The sequence below is a fragment of the Shimia litoralis genome (assembly GCF_005518135.1).
GTDB lineage: Bacteria > Pseudomonadota > Alphaproteobacteria > Rhodobacterales > Rhodobacteraceae > Shimia_E > Shimia_E litoralis.
This window is the reverse complement of the sequence record NZ_SULI01000033.1, coordinates 1-22,937: the sequence shown is the minus strand read 5'-3', so window position 1 is coordinate 22,937 and position 22,937 is coordinate 1. Positions and strand designations below refer to the sequence as shown.

Annotated in this window: 16 protein-coding genes and 1 pseudogene; 6 read left to right on the top strand and 11 right to left on the bottom strand. The window is 55.0% G+C overall.

Translation table 11 applies throughout. The annotated features are described in order from the left end of the window. Position 1: 1 nt before the first annotated feature. The 11 genes from FAP39_RS16360 to FAP39_RS16315 all read right to left on the bottom strand — a co-directional run bounded on the left by FAP39_RS16360 (position 2) and on the right by FAP39_RS16315 (position 12,178). Entirely contained in the window at positions 2-3,100 is a 3,099-nt protein-coding gene (locus tag FAP39_RS16360) for a type I restriction endonuclease subunit R (protein WP_138017456.1), read from the bottom strand. A gap of 50 nt (positions 3,101-3,150) precedes the next feature. Beyond that, the gene (locus FAP39_RS16355; protein WP_138017455.1) at positions 3,151-4,362 is read right to left on the bottom strand and encodes a restriction endonuclease subunit S; all 1,212 of its coding nucleotides are present in this window, start codon (positions 4,360-4,362) and stop codon (positions 3,151-3,153) included. Beyond that, positions 4,359-5,906, bottom strand: a complete 1,548-nt coding sequence (locus FAP39_RS16350; RefSeq protein ID WP_138017454.1) for a type I restriction-modification system subunit M — start codon at positions 5,904-5,906, stop codon at positions 4,359-4,361. Before FAP39_RS16350 ends, FAP39_RS16355 begins: the two co-directional genes overlap by 4 nt. Positions 5,907-6,069: 163 nt before the next feature. Further along, positions 6,070-6,732 carry a HEPN domain-containing protein gene (locus FAP39_RS16345; RefSeq protein WP_138017453.1) on the bottom strand — a complete coding sequence of 221 codons (663 nt, stop codon included), beginning with the start codon at positions 6,730-6,732 and terminating at the stop codon, positions 6,070-6,072. A 27-nt stretch (positions 6,733-6,759) separates the two neighbouring features. After that, positions 6,760-7,743: a helix-turn-helix transcriptional regulator gene (locus tag FAP39_RS16340; RefSeq protein ID WP_138017452.1), complete on the bottom strand. Its 984-nt coding sequence runs from the start codon at positions 7,741-7,743 to the stop codon at positions 6,760-6,762. 64 nt (positions 7,744-7,807) lie between these two features. Further along, on the bottom strand, positions 7,808-7,972 hold the full coding sequence (locus FAP39_RS17605; RefSeq protein WP_171006900.1) for a hypothetical protein: 165 nt from the start codon (positions 7,970-7,972) through the stop codon (positions 7,808-7,810). A 36-nt stretch (positions 7,973-8,008) separates the two neighbouring features. Beyond that, complete coding sequence (locus FAP39_RS16335; RefSeq protein ID WP_138017451.1) at positions 8,009-8,512, bottom strand: hypothetical protein; 504 nt, start codon at positions 8,510-8,512, stop codon at positions 8,009-8,011. A gap of 38 nt (positions 8,513-8,550) precedes the next feature. Continuing rightward, a complete protein-coding gene (locus FAP39_RS16330; RefSeq protein ID WP_138017450.1) occupies positions 8,551-9,243 on the bottom strand; it encodes a thermonuclease family protein in 693 nt (230 codons plus the stop codon). Between the two features lie 72 nt (positions 9,244-9,315). Then, entirely contained in the window at positions 9,316-10,422 is a 1,107-nt protein-coding gene (locus tag FAP39_RS16325) for a hypothetical protein (protein WP_138017449.1), read from the bottom strand. A 294-nt stretch (positions 10,423-10,716) separates the two neighbouring features. Further along, positions 10,717-11,172 carry a hypothetical protein gene (locus tag FAP39_RS16320; RefSeq protein ID WP_138017448.1) on the bottom strand — a complete coding sequence of 152 codons (456 nt, stop codon included), beginning with the start codon at positions 11,170-11,172 and terminating at the stop codon, positions 10,717-10,719. Between the two features lies 1 nt (position 11,173). Then, complete coding sequence (locus FAP39_RS16315) at positions 11,174-12,178, bottom strand: HIT family protein (protein ID WP_212743437.1); 1,005 nt, start codon at positions 12,176-12,178, stop codon at positions 11,174-11,176. Positions 12,179-12,685: 507 nt separating this feature from the next. Between FAP39_RS16315 and FAP39_RS16310 the strand changes: the two genes are divergently transcribed. The 6 genes and pseudogenes from FAP39_RS16310 to FAP39_RS16285 form a co-directional block, all read left to right on the top strand. Then, positions 12,686-15,976 carry a TM0106 family RecB-like putative nuclease gene (locus FAP39_RS16310; RefSeq protein ID WP_171006899.1) on the top strand — a complete coding sequence of 1,097 codons (3,291 nt, stop codon included), beginning with the start codon at positions 12,686-12,688 and terminating at the stop codon, positions 15,974-15,976. 328 nt (positions 15,977-16,304) lie between these two features. Further along, positions 16,305-16,847 (top strand): annotated as a pseudogene (locus FAP39_RS16305) (phage terminase large subunit family protein); the annotation flags it as partial. A 210-nt stretch (positions 16,848-17,057) separates the two neighbouring features. Continuing rightward, positions 17,058-18,482: an ATP-binding cassette domain-containing protein gene (locus tag FAP39_RS16300; protein WP_171006898.1), complete on the top strand. Its 1,425-nt coding sequence runs from the start codon at positions 17,058-17,060 to the stop codon at positions 18,480-18,482. Continuing rightward, positions 18,479-20,419, top strand: a complete 1,941-nt coding sequence (locus FAP39_RS16295) for an ATP-binding cassette domain-containing protein (RefSeq protein WP_138017446.1) — start codon at positions 18,479-18,481, stop codon at positions 20,417-20,419. Before FAP39_RS16300 ends, FAP39_RS16295 begins: the two co-directional genes overlap by 4 nt. After that, positions 20,412-21,713, top strand: coding sequence for an HlyD family type I secretion periplasmic adaptor subunit (locus FAP39_RS16290; RefSeq protein WP_171006897.1), 1,302 nt, complete (start codon positions 20,412-20,414; stop codon positions 21,711-21,713). Before FAP39_RS16295 ends, FAP39_RS16290 begins: the two co-directional genes overlap by 8 nt. An 11-nt stretch (positions 21,714-21,724) precedes the next feature. After that, on the top strand, positions 21,725-22,937 hold a 1,213-nt coding region (locus FAP39_RS16285; protein WP_212743436.1), incomplete at its 3' end, for a VCBS domain-containing protein.

Here is a 22,937-nt window from a genome sequence, read left to right as displayed (position 1 = left end):
CTCATAGTTTTCCCCCGACCCCCTTAAACTTCTCTACAAACGCAACGACTTGAGCAAACACACTAGACTTCTTGCTGTGATACTGAGGGTTCAACGGGCTCATCTTTGGCAAAATGCTGTTGAGCTCTGTTCCGTTTTCGCTGGCATATTCGCGCTTAATGGAGCTTGCGAGATAGCGCTTCGCGGCCTCGGAGTTCAGATCTTCTTCTTCAATCAAAGACTCGGCCTCGCGTTTTTGTTCTGATCTGGCAAAGGTGAAGAAAGCATCAATGATGCTGGCTTTGTCGTCGATCTGATCCAAGTCTGTCTCGTTGATGAAGTCCACAACCAAGCTCTCCTTGGCTCGGTTGCCAATGCTGGAGCGAATGATGCGCCGGACATCTTCGATCAGTTCGGATTTGTCCTTGGTTTTCTTATTCTTCTCGAAGATCTGCTCAAGAATGTAATCCAGGTTGATCTCTTGGGACTTTAGAAGGTCGACCTCAAAAACAATGTCATCCCAATCAATGGTCTGCTGGTCCTGGGTTTCTGAGTCCTTTTGTTGGCGGAGCCAGTCGCGAATGTCGTTATAGGTCGAACGGTAGTCCTGCACTCTTCGCTCTGGAGGCACCTGGATCGCCGTCAGGCCGTCATACGCCTCGTCTGTCAGGTGATGGGCCTCCTTGAAGGTTTGAACCGCCACAGCGTCGTTCTGATCGACGTTTTGAAGCGCTGTAAGGGCCGCAAACTCATCGTAGTTCTGAAGTATATTCTCGGCGCGCAGATATTCACCAAACAATTTGGCAAACTCTTTCTTGTCGCTCTCGGTTTCGATGGCCTCGGGGTTAGGGAAACGCGCCTCCAGTTCGGCCACAATATCCACGAACCCGCGACGTGCTTCCCCTGTTTCCGCGTCCTTGTAGCCGTCCATGTATTCGGCATAGCTCTTCTCAAGCACCACATTCTTAGTGTTCTTATCCCCAAAAAGGGTGATGGCATCCACGGTGGCCTGTTCTAGGTTGCGGAATGTCACAATGTTGCCAAAGGATTTGGTGGCGTCATAGATGCGGTTGGTGCGCGAGAAGGCCTGCATAAGGCCGTGGAAGCGCAGATTCTTGTCGACAAACAGGGTATTCATCGTTGGCGCGTCAAACCCGGTCAGGAACATTCCCACGACAATCAGCAAGTCAATGTCTTGGGACTTCACCCGTTTGGCCAGGTCGCGGTAGTAATTCTGAAAGCCGTTGCTATCGACCTTGTAGTTGGTCTTGAAGAAGCCGTTGTAATCTTCAATCGCGGCGCTCAGGAACTCTTTGGCGCTGCTATCCATGGCTGTGACGTTGAAGCCTTCGTCTTCGATTTCGCCAACTGCACCCTGTTCTTCATTCGCTGCGAAGGAAAAGATCGTTGCAACCTTCAGGGGGCGTTCGCAGTCCTTTTGGAGGGTGTTGATGGTCTCATAATAGAGCTTGGCCGCCTCCACGCTACTGACCGCAAACATGGCGTTAAAACCCTTGCCGCTGGCATTCAGGCGGTGGGTTTTCTGGCGGAAGTGATCCAGAACATATTGCGAGATTTCTCGGATGCGTTCGGGGTGATGCAGGGCTTGTTTGTTTTCCGCCGCGCTCAGCTTTTTCTCGTCCTGCTCAGACTCGATGGCTTTGAACTTCGGACGCACGTCGTTGTAATCGACTTTGAACTTCAACACCTTTTCGTCGCGGATCGCGTCGGTGATGACATAGGAATGCAGCTCACGCCCGAACACGCTTGCCGTGGTTTCCGAACCCAAGGCATTTTCAGGAAAGATCGGCGTGCCGGTAAAGCCAAACTGGTAAAACTTCTTGAACCGCTTGTTCAGGTTCTTTTGCGCTTCTCCAAACTGGCTGCGGTGGCACTCGTCGAAAATGAAAACCACCTGCTTGTTGTATATCTCCAGTTTTTCATCGCTCTTCATCAGGTTGTTGAGCTTCTGGATCGTCGTCACAACAATCTTGTTGTCGTCTTTATAGAGGTTCTCCTTCAGCCCCTTGGTGTCTTGCGACCCGTTCACGCTGTCGGGGGAGAACCGTTGGTATTCCTTCATCGTCTGGTAATCGAGATCTTTGCGATCCACGACAAAGAACACCTTGTCCACAAAGGGCAGGTCCGTGGCCAGACGCGCCGCCTTAAAGCTGGTGAGCGTCTTACCCGACCCTGTGGTGTGCCAGATATAGCCGCCGCCTTCAGGCTTGCTCCATGTCCTGCCCTCAAACGAGCTGCGGATTTTCCACAAGATGCGTTCCGTGGCCGCGATCTGATAGGGGCGCATCACCAGTAGTGTGTCACTGACATCAAAAACCGAATAATGCAGCAGCACATTCAACAGCGTGTTTTTCTGGAAAAACGTGGCCGTAAAATCTTTGAGGTCTTTGATCAGGCTGTTATCCGCCTTCGCCCAATTCATCGTGAAGTCAAAGCTATGCTTGTTCCGCTTGGTCGTATTGGCAAAGTACCGCGTGTCGGTCCCGTTTGAGATCACGAAAAGCTGCAAGAATTTAAAGAGCGAATTTTCGCTGTTAAAGCTCTCCTTGCTATAGCGATGGATTTGGTTGAACGCCTCGCGGATCGCCACGCCGCGCTTTTTCAACTCGATCTGAACCAAAGGCAAACCATTGACCAAGATGGACACATCATAGCGATTTGCCTGGGTGCCGGTTTGTTCAAACTGTTTGAGCACCTGCACCTTGTTGCGGGCGACCTTTTTCTTGTCAAACAGATAGATGTTCTGGATGCGCCCATCATCAAAGGTGAAATCATAGATGTAATCATCATGCACCTTGCGGGCTTTGTCGGTGATGTTTTCGCTGGGCTTGTCGAGGTATTCACTGACAAAACGGGTCCACTCATCGTCCGAGAACTGCACATCATTTAGCCCCTGCAATTGTGCGCGCAGGTTCACCAACAGGGCGTCTGGCGTGGTGACATGAGGTAGGAATTCATAGCCTTGGTTGACCAAATCCTGAACCAATTCGCGTTCCAAATCCGCCTCGGTCTGATAGCCCTCTGAGGCCTCCCACGCTTTGGCGTATTTTTCCAAAACGATGAAGTTCTTGGATTCAGCGATGGTTTTGAATTCACTCACGGTTCTGTTCCTGTCATGGCAACTGATTAAACAAAGCGCCCGTATCTACCTCATGCGGCGTCTGTGTCGGGCTTGGGAAAGCTCAACAGCAGATCGCGGTAATATTCATACTGTTTTTGCCGCAACTCGATCTCACGCGGTAAGCCTTCACTGATCGAAGTGGTCAGCGTGTCGAACTTGTCGAGGATGGCGACGATGCGGGCTTGTTCTTGCAAGGACTTTTCAGGGTCATTTGGATACGGAATTGGGACCAAGTACTCCATGATCATTGGCTTATTTCCACGAGGCATTTTGGCGCCTTTTGAATGTTTTGAATTGTACTCAAAAAAACGTTCGTCCGACAGAACCTGAAACAAGAAGCGCGGCGAAATTATTGGTGAGGACGGTGAAACTACCAAGACATCACCGTTGGTTCCGCCTTTTCTGTCCGCATACCAAAGTTTCTTTAGGTAGGGGCGAATGTTCCCGATCAAGGTGTCACCTTCGAGATATTCCGTGAAACGGCCAGCAGTTGGGACGTGTGAAGAAAGTGTTTTTCCAGCCCGATTTTGCAATAGATTGTCGACACCCACATAGCTCTCTTCATCTAGCTCACTATGATCAATGCGATTTTTTGAGTAGGTGGCAACCTCCCCCAACGTCTTCCATTCGACCTCCCCATCCTCAAAGGACAGCAGTTCATCGCGGTAGTGGTTGTATTGCTTTTTGCGGGCGGTAAGCTCGGCGGTAAGCTCGGCGGTAAGCTCGGCGGTAAGCTCGGTGAAAGCGTCCAAAATCCACACAATCTCCCCCTGTATCGCCAGCGATTTTTCAGGGTCCTCTGGGCAGGGGATAGGGAACGGGATTTCTACCAATTGCCCTTTAGTCAGCTTTGCCCGACCGCCTCCAGTCAGGAAGGGGATGAAGTTCACGATTTGCATATAGTGAAACATAAAGCGCGTATTCACGCCCGCTTTGCCGCGCACAACATGGACGTGGTTGTTCGCCCAAAACTTACCAGTCGCGTACTGAATTGAGTAGCGCTCTAAACTTGCAGAGCCGTCTTCGGCAATGAGAATGTACTCTCCATCGTGAGTATGACCCTCAACGTGGTCCTGAATGTTATTCGCGCCGTAGTAAGGCGTTGGCCCTTCTACTCGGAGTGCGGCCTTGACCGGTTTACGTCCTCTGTTGGCGATGTCGAAGAAATCTTCGTTTCCAAGAAGCTTCCACTCAACATCCGCCCCATCCAGCAGCTTTTCAATGAAACCCAACCCGCTCATGCCTCGATCTCCGCGATTATGGCGTCAATGTTGCGGCGCAGGGCGTCGATCTTGCCCACGGTTGTGGTGATCTCGGCATTCAACTCCTTAATGTTAATCACTTCGCGGGTGTCCTTGGGCTCCACATAGGAACTGACCGACAGGTTGTAATCATTGCTGGCGATCTGGTCATAGGCCACGCTTTGCGACACGTGGTCGATGTTGTCTTTGGTATCAAACATCTCAACCACACGCGCCACGTGGTCATCTGTCATGACGTTATTGTTGGTTTCTTTCTTGAAGAACTCTTCGCCGCTGGCGTCGATGAATTGGATGTTGGTGTCAGGTTTGTGTTTGGACAGCACCAGAATGGTCACGGCGATGGTGGTGCCGTAAAACAGGTTCGGCGCGAGTGAGATCACCGTTTCCACATAGTTGTTATCCACCAGATATTGACGGATCTTTTTCTCCGCCCCACCGCGATAGAAAATCCCAGGGAAACACACTATCGCCGCACGACCCCTGCTGGACAGGTGGTTCAGCGCATGCAGCACAAAGGCAAAGTCCGCCTTGGATTTCGGGGCCAACACGCCAGCAGGGGCAAAGCGTTCGTCATTGATTAGGGTCGGATCATCCGCACCGATCCATTTCACCGAGTAGGGCGGGTTAGACACGATGGCATCAAAGGGTTTGTCTTCATTGAAATGCGGCTCGGTCAGGGTGTCTCCAAGGCGCATATCGAATTTGTCATAGTTGATGTTGTGCAGGAACATGTTCATGCGGGCGAGGTTGTAGGTCGTGTGGTTGATCTCCTGCCCGAAAAAGCCGTCTTCGACGATGTGGTCATCAAACTGCTTTTTGGCTTGCAGCAGCAGCGAGCCAGAGCCGCAAGCAGGGTCATAGATCTTGTTGACCTTATCCTGTTTGTGCATGGCAAGCTGCGCGATCAGCTTCGACACATGTTGGGGGGTGAAGAACTCTCCCCCTGACTTGCCGGCATTGGCGGCGTAGTTGGAGATCAGGAACTCGTACGCATCCCCAAAGAGGTCAATTTCATTGCCCTGGAAGGTGCCAAAGTTCAGCTCATCGACGCCTTTGAGAACGGCGGCAAGGCGCTTGTTCTTGGCGTTGACTGTGTTGCCAAGACGGTTGCTGGTGGTGTCGAAGTCGTCAAACAACCCCTTGATATCGGGTTCCGAAGGGTAGCCGCTGGCGGAGGCTTCTATTGCCGTGAAGATCGCCGCCAGATCGGTATTCAGGCTGTCATTGGTGTTGGCAGTGGCAACAACATTGGCAAAGAGCTGGCTGGGATAGATGAAATAGCCCTTGGTCTTGATTGCGTCGTCTTTGATCTCAGGCGTGATGACCTCATCGCCAAGCTTGGCGTAGTTGATGCTATCGTCACCGGCCTCGATGTAGCTGGTGAAGTTCTCACTGATGAAGCGATAGAACAATGCGCCCAGAACATATTGCTTGAAGTCCCAACCATCTACGGCCCCGCGCACATCGTTTGCGATTTGCCAGATTCGGCGACGTAGTTCAGCTTGTTTTTGGGCGTTTGTCATTTTGGTGTTCCTGATAAACTTAAGCGTCCTATTAGCCGCATTTCCGATTTCAAGTGGTTTTCTGTGTTTCTGGTATGGTCCGACAACCAATGAAGCAATGGGACAAGACGAAGGCTGTTTTGCTCATTTGATTTAGTTGTTGAGTGTGGTCGTTTCAGCCACATCACCCCACCACCGGATAAAACGGCTGCCCCCAATCCTCGCCTGGATTGTCCATCATGATGTCGACAAAGACAGGCATGAGGAACGCGAGTATGGCGGCACCATCTTGAACCTGACCGCGATTCACACCGCTGTTCCAGGTTGCGCCACCATGAACGAGCTGGTTGCGCAGGACATAAAGCCGGTCAAATACCAATCCGAGAATTTTTACGGTGTCGCGAGATTGAACAGCGTGAGCAAACACGCGCGCCGAGGATACAAAACGCTCCTCCCAATCGTCATTTCCCGGCATACCGTTTTGATGCAGCCAAAACGGATTGAAGACATGCTTGTTCTGCATCAGCATGCGAATGGGGCCTGCAAATCCTGTCCAGATCGCGTTGTAAATGCGGTTGTCAGTATCAAGCTCGACAAGGCGCTCAAAGTAGTTGTTGAACGTCGTGCGCTCACCAGCAGGGATTTCCTGGAAATCGGCCTCTTTGGCATAAGCGGCGTTAAATGCAATCCAATAGAAGATAAACCCGCCGTCGGCATCGTCACATTGCTCGGCACGCGCAATCCAGCTGATAGCCCGGTGCACGCGCAAGGCCATGGTCTCTGGGAAACCATCCCTGATGGACCGCTGCCGCTCCTTCAGGTTTGCATGTGTGATTGTCGCTTTCATCCAAGGTTCTCCGAGTTGGTACGCGTATCAGGGCAATGACGGAAAGTCGGACCGTTGGTGGCCTTCGACAAACTCTTTTAGTTCGATCGGCTCCAGGACCTCAACGGCATCGCCCCATTCATACAGGAACCAGGACATCTCAAGCCATCCGGCGGCGGTGAAGCGAACAATCAGGCTGCCATCTGCCTGGTACTGTAACGTCTGCTTTGGATGAAACTGAAACTCCGATGCACGCTCGGCAGCCTCCGGTTTGAACCGCCAGACCACCTCTTTGAGTTGATCAGGGTCATGGTAGGCTCCGAATGCTTGGGCGGCGTAATTTTCAATCGAAAACCCGTCTTCGAGAACAAACCACTCATCCAGACATTTAGCGGATTGAATGCGGTCCATTCTGAAGTTCAGCAACTCTGCACCACGATCGGGCTGCTTGGCCACGAGATAGCTGCGCGGTCCAAGAAGCAATCCGTAAGGCTCGATGAGGCGGGGTTGATCCGAGCGGCCGCTATAGACGATTTCCAAACGAAAGGGTCCTCGGAGCCCCTCCGTGACAGCATCGGCCACCGCTTGATTCAGCGGCACCCGTGGTCCCGGGCGGGTCACTTGCCCCAAGGCTTCCAGGACGGCTTCCGCGTCTGTCTCCGCGCGCTTGGCGTCGCGTGCAGAGAGACGCAGCATCAGACCGTTGCGCGTATCTTCCAAAGCCTGGGCATGGCGCAAGCGGCCTTCTTCCTTGGCGCGGCGACTGGCGATCTCCAAGGCCTCAACCGCGGTTTCTTGATGGGGCTGAAGTTGGGCAATGGTTGGATCGTCAACCTTCCAGTAGGAGCGACGGTCTGAACCGGTCTGTTTGGTCACATTTGCAAATGTCAGCTCAAGCGCATCGGTCATGCGCTGTGCTGTTCTGTGGGACACCGAAAACTCCGCGCGAATATCTTCCAGGCTCACCCCGAAATGTCGGGACGAGGCCATCAGCGCGAGGCGCAAGAGATCTTGGGCTTTTGCAAAGGACATGTGAATACCGTGACAGGAATCGACACCCGCAGGATTGCCGCGGGTGTCCTGTTTGTCCAGAGCTTTAACGCTCTGCTGGTTCTTTGAGGAAAAACGAGATCAGAACGCCGATCGGGCCGAGCAAGAACCCAAGGGCTGCTGCAAGGCCTGCCTTGGAGGGTGCACGGTCGCGTGCGACCATGTAGCTGAGGCCCGCGCAAACGATCCAGAGTAGTATCATGACTTCCATAGTGGTCTCCTTGTTGAGAGTTTTTGTGTGAATGTGTCAGCCGTTTGAGCGGCCTAAGCGGAGGGCAGGGGCATGACATGTCAGTCTTGAACCTCCACCCGGTGACGCTGTGATCTGTGCTGTGGCAATGCCTTTTGACTGCGCCCAAGCGGCCACGTGGCCTTGGGTTTGGATCAGCTCCAAACTCAACTGCGTGCGGTTGTGTGATAGATTTGCGGGCCAAAGTTTTGTTGGCCCGTCGGTGCGCCCATTGTCGGACGTCCAGCTAGCACAAATCCGTTGGACCTGCAGACCATCGATCGACCAAGGGACCAGTGTCTCAAAGCAATGAAACGGGGTAGGTGGCAATTCAGATGGTAGATGAATGACGCCATTTGCTGCCAGCGCCAGCACCGCCGTAAATGCATCAGGCGCCTTTTGGCAGTTGAGTTCATTGACCACAAAGGCGTTCACAGTCGGTTGCGGGGCGGGCAATACAGTGATCTCCGCAGCCACGACCGAAGGCGCCATAAATGCCAAGGCAAGGACGGAAAGTTTCATGGGGGATCCTCCATGCGCAGGGGGTTCTGGGGCGCGTGTCATGAGTTCGACTTTGTCCAGCCGGCACGCCGCGCTTCGTTTTCGGTGCAAAACCAGCGTTCGCCTTGGGCCTCATTTATGCGGGTATTGGCGTACCAACGCATGCCGGGCAGGTGATAGATGCGCTTGCCCTTTGAGTTGATATTGCCCTTGATGCGGCAATCGCCTGAGGCTTCCGCATTGGTGCTGGCGTCCAGCCGCTCTCCGCGGCGCCATGCACTTGGCGACACAAAGTCGCCGCTCCAAATGCCCATGCCAGCTTGTTTCGCGGCGGCTTCATCTGCGGCGTAGTCACGGGAATATTTAAGATACGCGACGGCCCATCCCGAGCGCACCATCCACTTGTTCAGATCTTGCGCGCCCAAGGCGCAGATCGCGACAATGCGCCCGTAGCGATCCTTGTCGGTCTCTCGGCACGTCACATGCGCCCGGCCGATCTTGTCGGCGAGTGCTAGCGCAGCTTGTTGCCCGCAGCGCCATGTGCCCCGCTCGGGATGTTTGCAAGTTTGCCCGCTTTCCGGCGCATCAATGCCGTGCAGCCGAAACCTCTGCTTTCCCATGCCCAGTGTGTCGCCATCAATCACGCTGACCTGTCCGGTCCAGGCGTTTTCCGATTGGGCCGCCATCGCGGACATATAAGCAGCCAATAAGGCCGCCATGGCCAGAAGGTGTTTTGCACGTGCTGCAAACATAGTGTCAGATCTCCAGAGCAAGGGAAGGGTGGGGCGGCGCTAATGGTGCCGCCCCTTTATCTGGCAGCCCACTCACTCACCAGCTGCCAGATAAGGTCGTTGTGCGATGTGGTCTTCATCAGACCGGATTTTGGCCACGCGCTCTGCCTCCGGTGTCCGTTCCTTGGTGGACTGGCTTGGCACGTCGCGCAGCAGGGGTTCGCGCGCGGTGAGCAACACCAGGAGCATGAAGACAAAGGGCAGCGCATCGATGGCGGCTGCCGCAATCCAGGCTTGCAGCGCGGCGCCGAACATCTGCGCGCGTGTTGCCTCGCCAACAGAGAAGGGCACGAAGACCGGCGCTTCCACAGTGACACGTTCACCGGCGATGTCCTTGGCCTTGGTTTGCAGGCTGGATGTTTCTGGCGTCAATTCCGATGACAGATTGGTCACGGTGACCATGCCGGTGGCCGCCACCAGGGGCATGTGATCCACTGCGTTGAGCTGATCAATCACGGCCGAGAGGTTCTGGGCCGCGCGGCCAAAGGCGGCCTGATCGGACGAAGAAGCAGCCGTGCGCAGATCGCCGACGTAGCCCAGCCCTTGAAGGCGCAGAGCTTCCACCTCTGCAGAGAGGGCCTGCAGTTGCCCGCTGGTTGTCTGGAAACTTGCCGCCGCACCTTTATAGGTTTCGCATCGCTGACCACAGCCTGTGCCGGTGCCATTCAGGCCGCTGGCTTCCAGGTTGGCCTTACCTTCCATGGTCGCTCCGGCTGCCGAGGTGATGTCGACAAGCGGTTGGAAACTTTTGGCTGCAACGGCTGATTTGGACAGAGCTTTGGAATAGGCATCCACCCGATCTGTCAGCTCCGCGGAAACCGACGCCTTGCCGGCCATGGCGGCCGCGATGTTTGAGGCAGATGACATCAGGGCAAAACCCACCCCCAAGGCCCCAATAATCACGATGACGGTGATGCCCAAAGAACTGCGAACACGCTCCGCAGCTTCAATCAGGACATGCCAGAGCACGCCCAGAGCAAAGGCGATGACCACACCGGTTAGAACGGGAATGAACCATCCGGCGGCGGGGTCTGAGGCATGCAGACCAATTGTTGTACTGACGGCTGCCAGAATTGCGCAGCCAATCGCGGCAAACCGTAGAAAGCGCGCTGCACGCGCATGGATTGTCAGATCGTTCATTTTCAAAACCTTTCTTCCTCAGGGCAGCAGGTCGGGTGATGTGTGCAGACACAGTCCCGCCGTCTTTACGAGTTGTTAATTAGGCACCTGGGGTGTCAAAAAGAGTCGCGAACGAAATAAGAACGAGGTTAAGGCATTGAAATTTATAGATTCCATTTTGACCATAGCGGTGGAAACCGTCGAAATTTGACCGTAACACTCTTTGTGTTGGCACGGTTTTGATGCCGGATGGCACGCCCAACACAGGAGATTCGTGGCCGATCTGGACGCACGGTGTGCAGAGAAGACTATGAGTCAGAGCGGGTTGAGATACGGTTGAACGCCGAACACCTCTCCGCGACGGGCAGCACGCTCCAGTTCATAAGCTCCGGTCGAGGTTTCGACCAATGCGTAGGTGTAATCCAAATGATCATGGATGAACGTCTTAGTGCGGGCATCAAGCGTGAGTTTGCCGCTTGCAAATAGGGGCAATTCTTCTGCTTTGAGAGATGGGATTACAAATCGATTTGCCACGTAAACGCAGAATTGGTCGCCAGAAAGCCTGCCGCTGGCATGGCTGTTAAGCCGGGTAATTAGTCCGTATTTCTTGGGTGACGCCTTGGCTTTTCTTTCAATTTCGCGCCCGGACATGCCGCAGTAAATCAGTTCATCATCTTTCCAAATCGCGTAGACGCCCGCAGCGACGGCGGGGACATTTGGGTTTGGCCAATCTGCGAAGGGAAACTTTTGGGTGAACTGGTCGCGGTCCATTTTAGTACTTCTGTTTTTCTGGAATAACGCCGCGCACCCCGCCGCGGGGATCCGCGATATCTCCCTTGCGCCGCGGAATGAGGTGCACGTGAACATGAAAAATGGTCTGACCAGCTTCCGCCCCAGAGTTGATCCCGACGTTGAAGCCGGTGATCTGAGGGTCGGCCTGCATGAGGAGTGTGCGTTGTTCCGAGAGCATTGCCTGGATCGCGTTTAGCTCGGGCTGATAGAGATCGAAATAGTCAGCCACGTGACGCTTGGGAATAACCAAAGTATGCATCGGTGTGACAGGAAACCCATCTCTGATCGCGTAGCAAAGCTCGTTCTCTGCGATGATGCGATCGGTATCGATTTCGCAAAACAGGCACCCATCTTCTCGGAGGGTGTAGGAGTCTAAGATGCCTCGAAAATCGGTATCGTCCCTGTCTCGCTTGTTTGTGTTGCATGTGATGCAGAGGGCCTGAAAGTTGCTCAACTCATCACTGCCGCCCTTCGCGCGTGGTATGATATGATCGACATGCAGGGCAGCCTGGGCTTCATGAGCCCCGCAAAGCTCACAGCGATGTTTTGCGCGCTTTAGGACCTCATATCTAACCGAGCCCGGAACATAGCCATCCGCAATGCCGCGATGGCCCCAGATGCCATCGCCGTGCTGATCGATATAGGCCGCAAGGCGTTGCTGGCAGAGGTCACGAAGTCTTGCAATTTCCTGTGCGGATAGATCGCCGACCGAAAGCTTGTACCCAACAATGCGACGCCCGTCCTTGATCGGCTCAATCACGCCATTTTGCGTGAGAACCTTTCCTACCATATTCTTGGTGCGGATTTCGTAGTATTCGACCTGTGAGCGGTCATAACTCAAGAGTGCTTTGGCAACGTCTTCTGTCGAAGCAGCTCCGCCCTTTTCGAGCAAAACCTGTAACATGACCGGCTGGTATATATGTGACATCCGCATCTGGTCGCGGATGAAGGTTTCCAGCTGACGAAAGGATTGGTTTGTGCTCATGGTTCGACGTTGGTCGATCGGCCGGCAAAAATCTAGCCACTGAAATGTATTGATGCGCCGGCGATCACAGGTTTTATCCAGATCCGGATTCAGTTTAGCCGAAAGGAGCCAGCCAAGGTGGCACATGGCGCGCAGTTAAGCGGATATGCCGAACTGCCTCGTCTCATCAGCAATTGAATGTCAGTGGCCGAAGCCACAACTTTTGGCGGTGCGCCCTCAGATTGCCTAAGCGACGTGCTGGGCTCACAAGTGATCCGAAACTGAAAGTATCTTTGCTCTCTCCCCTTTGACGAAATCGGTGTTTTCAGGGTGTCAAAACCTGGCGAGAACGAAATAGAAACGTGTTTAAGTCATTAAATTCGTGAGATTTTAAAGCGGTGACGCCCAATGGTGTTTCTGCATTTTTACTCGTAGCCTCTAACCAAGAGACGGATTCGAATGCGTTTGCCAAAATCCTTTGGCACGATCGGTTTCAATCTCAGATTTAGTCGCGTTTCGGGAGAAATCATGCGTAAGACCCATGGAATAACCTTGCTGTCAGCTTCAGATCTGATGAAGTTTTTGGGTTGCGCGCATTCCACGGCGCTGGACATCGCCCGCATGAATGGTGCCGGCCCCGAACCCCGGGCGGACACAGACGATGCCCGATTACTTCAGCAACAGGGTGATGCGCATGAGCTGGTGCATTTAGATAAGCTGAAGGCGCAAGGGTTAAGCGTTGTGGAAATCGAACGCACTGAATTGTTTGATGATGCGAAACGCACCCGTGAGGTTCTGGCTCAAGGGGCCGACGTCATTTTCCAGGGGGCATTTTTGTCCGGAAACTGGGGTGGTTGGTCCGACTTTCTAGAACGTATCGAGACTCCGTCGGACCTAGGTGACTTCAGCTACGAGGTCGCCGACACGAAATTGAAACGTAAGCCGCATCCAAGCCATGTTCTGCAGCTGGTTTTGTATTCTGATCTCTTGGCTGAGATCCAAGGCGTAGCACCTGAATATGCACATGTTGAATTGGGCAATGGCGAGCGCGCGACGCTGCGGCTGGCGGATTACGCTGCCTATGCCCGTATGGCACGGGAACGGCTGGAATCTTTTGTGGCCAATCCTGAACCGGCGCGCCCCATGCCCTGCGCCAGCTGTGGCCTCTGTCGATGGGCTGATCATTGCGAGAGTATTTGGCAGGCCGAAGACAGTTTGTTCAATGTCGCCAATATCAGTCGTGGTCAGGTAAAGAAGCTTGAAGCCGCAGGCGTCAAAACCTTGGAAGACCTTTCGAAGCTCGATCACCCTGTTCGGGGAATGGCGGAAAACACACGGGTTCGTTTGATCACGCAGGCTCGCTTGCAACAGGCACGCAAAACCGGTGAGCCAGATTTCGAACTGCGGGCGCCTGAGCCTGGCAAAGGGTTTGACCTTCTTCCGGAGCCGCAGGCTGGCGATCTGTTTTATGACATTGAAGGTGACCCGCATTACGAGGGGGGGCTCGAATATTTGCATGGGCTTTGGTTTGATGGCGCGTTCAAGGCGTTTTGGGCCCATGATCATAAGGAAGAAGCTCAGGCACTTTCGGACTTGTTGGACTTCTTTCGCGCCCGGATTGAAGAATACCCGACCGCGCGCATTTATCATTACGCGCCGTATGAAATCACCGCGCTCAAGCGGCTGACATCCAAATACGGGATTGGCGAAGCCTTCTTGGACCGCCTTTTGAGAGAGCGCCGGTTCGTTGACCTGTTTGCTGTCGTTCGCGGTGGGCTGATTGGGTCGGAGCGCAACTATTCCATCAAGTCGATGGAAGCATTTTATGACCGAAAGCGCGACGGCGAGGTCACGACTGCCGGCGGCTCGGTGGTTGCCTACGAGCAGTGGCGTGAAACGCAGGAGCAGCAAATTCTCGACGAGATCGAAGACTACAATCGCATCGACTGCATTTCGACCGAAGAGTTGCGACATTGGCTTGCGCGTATTCGTCCTGCTGGTCCCTGGCCTGCGTTGGTTGCGGATGCGCAGGAGCAAGAGGATGAAGAAGACGCCGAGGCGCTTGCATTGCGCGCACAGCTTACAGAAAGCGGTTTACCCGAAGACCGGCAGTCGATGTTGTTTGACCTGGGAAGTTTCCACAAACGCGAGGTCAAACCGGCTCAATGGGCCGTCTTTGAAAGTGCGTCAAAGGACGAAGATGACCTGATTGACGACCTGGATGCTCTGGGTGGTCTTGTGGCGGTTGGAGCGGTTGAGCCGATCAAGCGCTCATTCGCACGTGAATACAGCTTTCCACAGCAAGAAACCAAATTGCGTCGAGGGAAAAAAGCCACCGTGCCGGCCTTAGATACGCCTCCTGTGACTGTTGGCATTGAGGCCATGGATCGCAGCGCGCGAACAATCAAAATCAAGGTTGGCCCAGGCAAAGCTGATCTGCTGACTGATCATCTATCGCTACATCCGGACTGGCCTCTGCGAACCGATGTCATCGCTTCGGCGTTGCAAGATGTGATCGCGGATCAATGCGGTGGGCGAGTATATAGTGGGGTGGACGATCTTCTGTCGCGTAGCCATCCTCGACTTCGAAGCGGCCGCCCCCCTGATCTTGTTGGCGGGGGAGACCCGGTCGAGGCAACAATATCAGTTGTGAATGATATGGACCGAACGGTCCTGCCAATCCAAGGGCCGCCCGGTACGGGCAAGACCTATGTGAGCGCCCGCGCAATCCTGTCATTGGTGCGCAAAGGCTATCGCGTTGGTGTGGCGTCAAACAGCCATGAAGCCATTCGCAATGTGCTGATGGGCTGCGTTTCGGCGGTGGAGGAGGGGGTTCAAACAGATATGCCTGACTTGGTGCACAAAGTTTCCAGCGACAACGACGGCTATCCGGATGGTTGCGCGGTTCGGCGCACAAAGTCCAATGACGAGGCTGCCGCAGGCGGTGACGTTGTTGGAGGGACCGCTTTCTTCTTCGCGCGAGATGAAAACATTCAAGCTTTCGATTGGCTCTTTGTCGATGAAGCAGGGCAGGTGGGCCTGGCCAATATGGCCGCGATGGGTCGTTCTGCGCGCAACATTGTCCTCGTGGGCGATCCGCAGCAATTACCCCAGGTAATACAGGGTGCACATCCGGAGCCTGCGAATTTGTCTTGCCTACAGTGGATGCTCGGCGAGCACGCGACTGTTCCCGCCGATCGGGGTATTTTCCTCGCGACGACGCGCCGGATGCATCCAGCAGTGTGCGAGTTTATCTCGGAGCAAATCTATGAGGGCAGGCTGTCGAGCCATCCAGATACAGAAACCCAGGCTGTCGATAGCCCGTCACTTCCATCTGCTGGCGCCTATTGGGTGCCGGTGGAGCATCAATCCAACGCACAGATCGCACTAGAGGAAGTTCAGGCAATCAACGCCACCGTGGCTGACCTTCTCAAGGGGACCTGGACGGAGAAGGACGGAACCACACGGCCGCTCCGGGATGCCGACATCATTGTGGTGGCGCCGTACAATGCCCAGGTCAACGCGCTTCGTGATGCGCTGCCAGAGGCCATTCGTGTTGGCACCGTTGACAAGTTTCAGGGGCAGGAGGCCCCCATTTGTCTTGTGTCAATGACCGCGTCGTCGGCAGATGAGACACCACGAGGCATGGAGTTTTTGTTTTCTCTGAACCGCATCAATGTCGCGGTCTCACGCGCCAAAGGCCTCGCATTGGTATTTGGCGCCCCGCGATTGCGTGAGGCGAAGTGCAATACTGTCGAGCAGATGAAATTGGTGAATACGCTCTGCGCTTTGCCTTTTGTAAAATCGGCCAAATTATGAAGAGTTTTTTAGCGAAGCTGCGACGAAAGCCGGCGGGCTCCACGGATACGACAGAGCATCCGGATTTGAGTCCACTAGTGGATTCCGATTTTTCTGAGACTAAATATTTGCCGGAAGTCGAGCAGGTAGAGCCTAGCTCTACGTCCGCCAAATTTGCGACCGATCCCGAAGAAATAAGCGCGGACGGCTTTCATCCGGACCTACATGTTTTCGAACCTGAAGTCTCCGTTACGGATGCCCGGCATGACTCATATGGAGAAGATTCAGAGCGCAAGGTTACTCCTAGCTCTCCGGTGATGACGCCCTCGAGTTCGACGGCGCGGCAGAGATTTTGCGCGCCTGGGGCGCGGGCCTCACACCCGATCCCGATCTGACGGTTTCGGAATGGGCGGACCGGCACCGGATGCTCTCGGGCCGCGCCTCGGCCGAACCGGGCCGGTATCGCACCGCGCGCACGCCCTACATGGGCGAAATTATGGACCGGCTGAGCCCGGGCGATCCGACACAACGGATTGTCTTCATGAAAGCAGCTCAGGTTGGAGCAACTGAGGCCGGAAACAACTGGATCGGCTTTGCGATCCACCAGGCGCCGGGACCGATGCTCGCGGTCCAGCCGACGGTGGAACTGGCCAAACGCAACTCGCGCCAGCGGATCGATCCGCTGATCGACGAGAGCCCCGAATTGCGGGAGCGGGTCAAACCGGCCCGCTCCCGCGACGCGGGCAACACCATGCTGTCGAAGGAATTCGCAGGCGGCATCCTGGTCATGACCGGCGCGAACTCGGCGGTTGGGCTGCGGTCCACCCCGGCACGCTATATCTTCCTTGATGAGGTCGATGCCTATCCAGCCTCGGCCGACGAGGAAGGCGATTCGAGACTCGACTCGAAAGACAATTTTGGGCAATATGGGTAATAAACCCGAAGACACAAAAATGTTTAGTAGTTTTGGGTCGTTACATGAAGGCAAGGAATAGAAATGGGCACTGACGCGACAGAGCAAGGCAGCCGTCCTTATCGCGACCCCAGCACTAGGGTCGGGACGCATATTTTTGTCGGCCTCTTATCAACAGGTGTCAACGCATTGGCATTGGCACTTCCTCTGGCTCTCCTTCAAGTCTATGATCGGATTCTTCCTAATCAATCGGCCGGTTCCGCGATCATCATTTTCTCGGCGGTTGTTGTTGCGCTGTTCCTATCGGGAATCCTTCGGTACGTAAGATCGGGCATTTTCGCCCGATGGTCGGCTGAAGAAGAACACAAGCTTTGGTCGCAAACAGCCCGACAATTGGTACAGGGACATCATAGTAGGGAGGATGCGTTACTTTTGGCGTCAGCCCCGGCAAAAGCTCGCGATGTGAATGTTGGCCAAACGATGCTCGCACGCTTCGATGCCCCGTTCTCCATCGTTTTTCTTGCACTGATTGCGTACCTGGGAGGCATTGTCGTTGCCGCTCCTTTGTTGGTCGCAGGCGTATCTTTGTTGGTGTTTTTGATGGTGGCCAAAAAGAACCGTTCGGCTTTGGAGCAGGAGCAGCGTGCAGTTGCCCAATATGAGGAGCGCGTCTCAGCGCTTGCGAATTCTCCCTCGAACACAACTACACTTACCAGCCTTGGAAAAGCATTTTCCCGGCTTGTTTATGCTCGTGGGCTTCAATCACAGGCAATCCGTGAAACTCAAGGTATCAGCAGCTTACAGATGGATTTTCTCCAAAGTGGCGCGTTGATATCGACTGTCGGGGTAGTCTGGCTGGGAGCCGGAGAAGTGCTTGCAGGGCAAATGACGACGGGAGGCTTGGCTGCGTGCACGCTTTTGGGGTCTCGGGCCGCATCCCAACTTGTCGGAGTGGCCGCGACCGTGCTGCGCGGACAACCTGCAGCGGTCGCTGCCGACCGATCGAAAGCGGTTCTGGAAGGACATCGACAGGCTAAACATCACTTGCAAAGTGGGGCTACAGAGATATTAAATTCTCCCGGTGGAGGCATCTGGATGCTGGAGGATTCCGAGGGACAGACCGCCACCGACAAGGTCAAAGCCATCGTCAATAACCTGCAACGTGTCTCGACAGTTGTTGAGAAACTCCGGGTTGTGCCAGCCCGGCCGTTGTTACTGAGAGGGAGCCTGATAGACAATCTCTCCCGGCTGGATGGAGACTTTGAAGCAGAAGCACGAGCGGCGTCTCGAGAGATGGGGTTGGACAGCCTCGTTGCACGGCTGCCTCACGGTTATGACACTGAGGTTTCGCCCTCCGGCAGACCACTTCCCGATGGCGGTACCAAACGCGCCGCGATTGTTCAGGCGTTTGTGGGTGCCCCTTGGATCGTCGTGCTTGAAGCGCCTGAAGCGTCGCTGGATGTGGACGCAATTAAACGACTTGCGGTGTTCCTTAAGTCTCGATCAGAGCAGGTAAAGATCGTGTTGCAAACCACGTCGGCAGAGCTTCGTATTGGCTTGGAAGATACGGCGCATCTCGAACTTCCGAGAAGCTGGATTGAGGGGGGCGAATGATGCCTGATGCCGCCGGTTTCCTTCAATCTGTTCTCAAACATCTCGATGGCCGTCATTCCGATGAAGCTGTTCACGCCGCGTTTGGCGGAAATTCAACTTCCCTCTCCGATATGGCCCGAGCAAGCAACCTGATGGGTGTCCATGCGTCGATTCACAAGGGCGTACCACCTTCCTGGAGCGACGGTCACGATGGCGCATTGATCGCAAGAGACGGAGCAGTTTGGATCGCAACCATCAGACAAGATGGTGATATCGTATCTCTGCCCGAACGCAAAAGCCCTGCGCAGGGTCGGCCACCAACTGGGCCGCTTCTGTATCTGCGAATGCTCCCTGAAGTGGAGGCTTCAAAGGTTACCTTCGCAAATATTGCAGCGCGGGCGCAAACCGCGTTTGTCCATGTTGCTTGGCAGTCCTTAGCGATCAATCTGTGCGCGCTGGCAGTGCCTTTCTTCACCATGGCAGTCTATGATCGAGTGCTCGGCGGTGGTGCTGCACATTCCCTGCCTGCATTGTTGTCCGGTGCCGCGATTGTTTTGGTGACCATGCTGCTTCTCAGGCATGTCAGGTCTGGGCTTGCCGCGTCTGAGTACGCTTCCCTGTCGGGGCACATTTCGACGCTCTTGGCAGGAAAGGCACTCAGATCGCCCACATCGAACTCAGCTCGCAGCTCTGGCAGTGCGATCCTCGCGAAAGTCCGTCAGGGCGAACGCGCCGCTGACCTATTCGCATCTCCAAACATTGCCGCGATCTACGATGCACCTTTCATCATACTGACGTTTGCCGCGCTAGTGATTGTCGGGGGCGGAATGGCAATCATTCCTGCAATTTATCTGATACTTTTCTTCGTTTTCGGGCTCTTGATGAACATGGAAGCCAGTAACAGGGATCCGTTTGCCGTTCGCCAATCACAGCGACGCAGTCGGATGATCGGGGAGCTGGTCGACGCCAACGGTGCCATCCGGCGGTCTGGCCTCGCAGAGAAATGGCTTCAGCGATTTGACTCGACCTTGCGTTCCGGTGCGCGCGACACACACCGCTCTATGACGAGAACCGGTGCTCAAACTGCCGTTGCAACGACGCTCGGGGCCGGGACTGCGCTTGTTACTTTGATCGTGGGAATCGATCTGGCTTTGAACGGACATTTGTCACCGGGTATCCTGATTGGCACCATGCTGTTGACCTGGCGAATAACCGGGCCGGCCCAGTCCCTTTTTCTGGCAATTCCGCGCCTCAAGGCAATACGAAGCGGCTGGCATTCTCTTGAGATGCAGCTTCAGGCACCCACGATTGGTCAGGAGTCTCACTTGCAGGTTGCTCTTGAGGCCGAGGCACCAACCCTGACCGCGCAAGGATTGTTTTATCGCCATGAGACGGGACAGCCTCCTGCCGTATCGGGAGTGTCCTTCGATGTCGCCGCTGGGAGCGTCGTTGTGGTGATGGGGCCAAACGGGTCTGGAAAGTCTACTTTGCTACAACTCATCGCCGGTCATCTCAGACCTCAATCTGGACATCTGATGCTGAATGGGCGTCTGATGTCCCAATACGATCCTGACGAGATTGAGGCCCGCTGTGCCTTCCTGGGCGGCGACAAGAGCGTTTGGCTTGAGCAAGGCGGCATCGAACCCGTCACTGGTTTTGCTCTGGAAATAGACATGGAAAACGCGGCTTGGGCTGCGGCGACAGGAAGTGACAGCACTTTCTTCGTGCTTGACGATCCACTTGCCGCGACGGGGGCGCGAGCCACGGAAGACGTCGGAGAGTTTATCGACAACTTGCGCGGCAAGGCCACGATTTTCCTCGCAACCCACGACACCGAACTCGCAGCGCGTGCTGACATCGCAATCGTACTGGACGCAGGCAATGTCGTGTATTGCGGGCCGGTTCAAACTGAAAAGACGGAGGCGAAAGCCTCCCCCACGGAGAAAAGCGATGAGTAAACTTCGCAGTGATCAACCACTCGAGCTAACCGACACGTCGACTTTCATTTGGATGCGTCGGGCGGCGTTCGTCATCCTGCTCGGTTTGGGTGCCCTAGTGCTCTGGATGGTCTATACACCGGTGGATGAAATCTCGAAGGCACGCGGAGAGATCGAACCCATCGAACAGGTAAAACGTGTCGAAAGCAGGCACGGCGGCCAGTTGGCAGAGCTGCGCGTTTCGCGCGGTCAGGTGGTTGAAGCGGGTGAAATCGTGGCGCTTCTGGACCAGACCGAGGCCCAATCTGCGCTTCAGGCAGCCGAGGCGCGCATTGCGGGGCTGTCTCTTGAGACAGAACGACTCCTTGCACTAGCAGAAGGACGGGATCCCGACTTTTCGCCCTATGTTGAAGATTACAACGATCTTGTGGAACGTGAGCGGGCCGCGCTTGCGGCAACGCGCGCATTTATTCGTGCCGAAAGATCGGTGATAAGAACGCAGATTCAGGAAAGACAGGCCGAGATTGTCGCCATCGACGAACAACGTCCTCAACTCATCCAACAGATCGCCGTTGCGGAAGAAGAACGCGGGGTTCAACAGGATCTGGTGGATCGCGGCCTAAGCGCTCGGGCGAAGCTTGCTGAATTGCGCGAGCAGGAAGCACAGTACCGCTTTGAACTAGCCCAACTCGCGGGACGCCGCACCATAGCTGAGGCTGAAGTTGATGAACTTCAGGCAACGCTGACACAGCTAGAGCTCGATGAATTTGCCAAGGCCCGAAGCCGGATTGCTGAAGCGGATTCACAGAAGAACGCCCTTCATGCAGAAGTCGGGGCATTGGAAAACCGACTTGCCGAGACAGAAATCCGCTCGCCCATTTCTGGCATGATTCAAGCCATTCCGGACGACACAATCGGTGACGTGATTGATCCCGGCGGAATGGTCGTCACTATCGTTCCTATTGACGGCGGCTATCGCTTCATCGGCCGCCTGTCGCCGCGCGATGTTGGGTTCGTTACCATCGGACAGCCCGTTCGGTTGAAAATCGATAGCTTCGACTACAGTCGTTTTGGCGCGCTCCCCGGCACAGTAGAAGAAGTATCTCCGACGACTGCTGTCGATGAGCATGGGACAGCTTTTTATGAAGTGCTGGTGCATCTCGACAGCGACCATTTCCGAGATGCTGAAGACGGTCTGACATTGATTGCGGGCATGACAGGCGAGGCCGATATCAAAACCGGCGCCAAGACTGTGTTCCAATATGTCTGGAAACCCATCTACACCAATCTAGACCTTGCATTGACCGAACGGTGAGGAAAGAGACGATGTCCGATCAAAACCCGAGCAAACTCCAATCGTCCCGGTCCACCTCGGACCCTCGAGACGAGATGTCCGAAGAGGTCTTTGCCTGGGTCGCAACGGATACAAGTGAGCTTCCGGAAGTTCCTGCAGAAGGCTCTCATGCCTCCCCCGACGACGTTCCGGCCGGTGACGGAAGCACTGACAATCGCCAGTTGATGGTTTCTGCGCCGGCCTTGGCGCGACACATGGGTATAGATATTTCCGATTTGCATTCCGAACCAGGTCGCCCGGGTGCTGAAGCCGGGTCGGAGTGGCTGCAATCTTCTGGGTTGTTGCCTGTATCCCGTGTTCATTCAGGGCTGTCGGGCTCTGGCCAAACAGCATTTACGCATGCTCTGCCGAGCACAGGCAGCGGTCACAACGTTGGCCATGCAGTGATCCCGCCTGTTACATCTGGTACAGGCAGCCCGACGTCGGGACATACGCCAAGCCACATCGTTACCGGCGGTCAACCTAATGGGCCTGCGATTGCCGGCCTCATTCCCGGCGGCAAGGAGGGCGAACCGGTCCCGGTTCTGATTTCGGTGGTGAACGGCCATAACAAACCGGGTGGTCTGTCGTTGACAATTGGTGGTTTGCCGCCTGGAACGACCATGAACCACGGCCACCAAGGGCCCGGTGGAACTTGGATCCTCACTCCCGGGACCGATCTGGTCAACCTGACCATGACACCGCCCACCGATTGGTTCGGGTCCGGACATTTGACAGCGACCGTTGTTCAACCCAATGGCCATTCCGTACAGGCGCAGATCCCGTTCAATGTGCTGCCGCAGCCTGACGCTGCCAAAATTGCCGGAACGGACATCGGAACGACAACAGAAGACCGGATTCTGACGGTGTCCGGCGCATTGACGATCATCGATCCGGATCCCGGTGAGGCGCATTTTCAAGCAACCTCGCTCACCGGAAGCTTTGGTCGCCTGCAAATCGATGCATCAGGTCACTGGAATTACGTTCTCGACAACAACACACCGTCGGTTCAGGGGCTGGTAGCAGGTCAGTCGGAGCGGGAAACCTTCACCGTACACAGTGTCGATGGAACTGCCCACCAACTGGTTGTGAATGTGTTGGGAACCGATGATCTGGCGACCATTGCCGGGGCCGCGCAAGGCACTGTGACCGAGGACAAGCTGCAGAGCACCGGCGGCAAGCTGGATGTGACCGACCCGGATGCGG

What these genes read in the sequence shown, in the direction of transcription:
- FAP39_RS16355 (WP_138017455.1), bottom strand. Translation starts at nt 4,362, where the DNA reads ATGAGCGGGTTGGGTTTCATTGAAAAGCTGCTGGATGGGGCGGATGTT.
- FAP39_RS16350 (WP_138017454.1), bottom strand. Translation starts at nt 5,906, where the DNA reads ATGACAAACGCCCAAAAACAAGCTGAACTACGTCGCCGAATCTGGCAA.
- FAP39_RS16345 (WP_138017453.1), bottom strand. Translation starts at nt 6,732, where the DNA reads ATGAAAGCGACAATCACACATGCAAACCTGAAGGAGCGGCAGCGGTCC.
- FAP39_RS16340 (WP_138017452.1), bottom strand. Translation starts at nt 7,743, where the DNA reads ATGTCCTTTGCAAAAGCCCAAGATCTCTTGCGCCTCGCGCTGATGGCC.
- FAP39_RS17605 (WP_171006900.1), bottom strand. Translation starts at nt 7,972, where the DNA reads ATGGAAGTCATGATACTACTCTGGATCGTTTGCGCGGGCCTCAGCTAC.
- FAP39_RS16335 (WP_138017451.1), bottom strand. Translation starts at nt 8,512, where the DNA reads ATGAAACTTTCCGTCCTTGCCTTGGCATTTATGGCGCCTTCGGTCGTG.
- FAP39_RS16330 (WP_138017450.1), bottom strand. Translation starts at nt 9,243, where the DNA reads ATGTTTGCAGCACGTGCAAAACACCTTCTGGCCATGGCGGCCTTATTG.
- FAP39_RS16325 (WP_138017449.1), bottom strand. Translation starts at nt 10,422, where the DNA reads ATGAACGATCTGACAATCCATGCGCGTGCAGCGCGCTTTCTACGGTTT.
- FAP39_RS16320 (WP_138017448.1), bottom strand. Translation starts at nt 11,172, where the DNA reads ATGGACCGCGACCAGTTCACCCAAAAGTTTCCCTTCGCAGATTGGCCA.
- FAP39_RS16315 (WP_212743437.1), bottom strand. Translation starts at nt 12,178, where the DNA reads ATGAGCACAAACCAATCCTTTCGTCAGCTGGAAACCTTCATCCGCGAC.
- FAP39_RS16310 (WP_171006899.1), top strand. Translation starts at nt 12,686, where the DNA reads ATGCGTAAGACCCATGGAATAACCTTGCTGTCAGCTTCAGATCTGATG.
- FAP39_RS16295 (WP_138017446.1), top strand. Translation starts at nt 18,479, where the DNA reads ATGATGCCTGATGCCGCCGGTTTCCTTCAATCTGTTCTCAAACATCTC.
- FAP39_RS16290 (WP_171006897.1), top strand. Translation starts at nt 20,412, where the DNA reads ATGAGTAAACTTCGCAGTGATCAACCACTCGAGCTAACCGACACGTCG.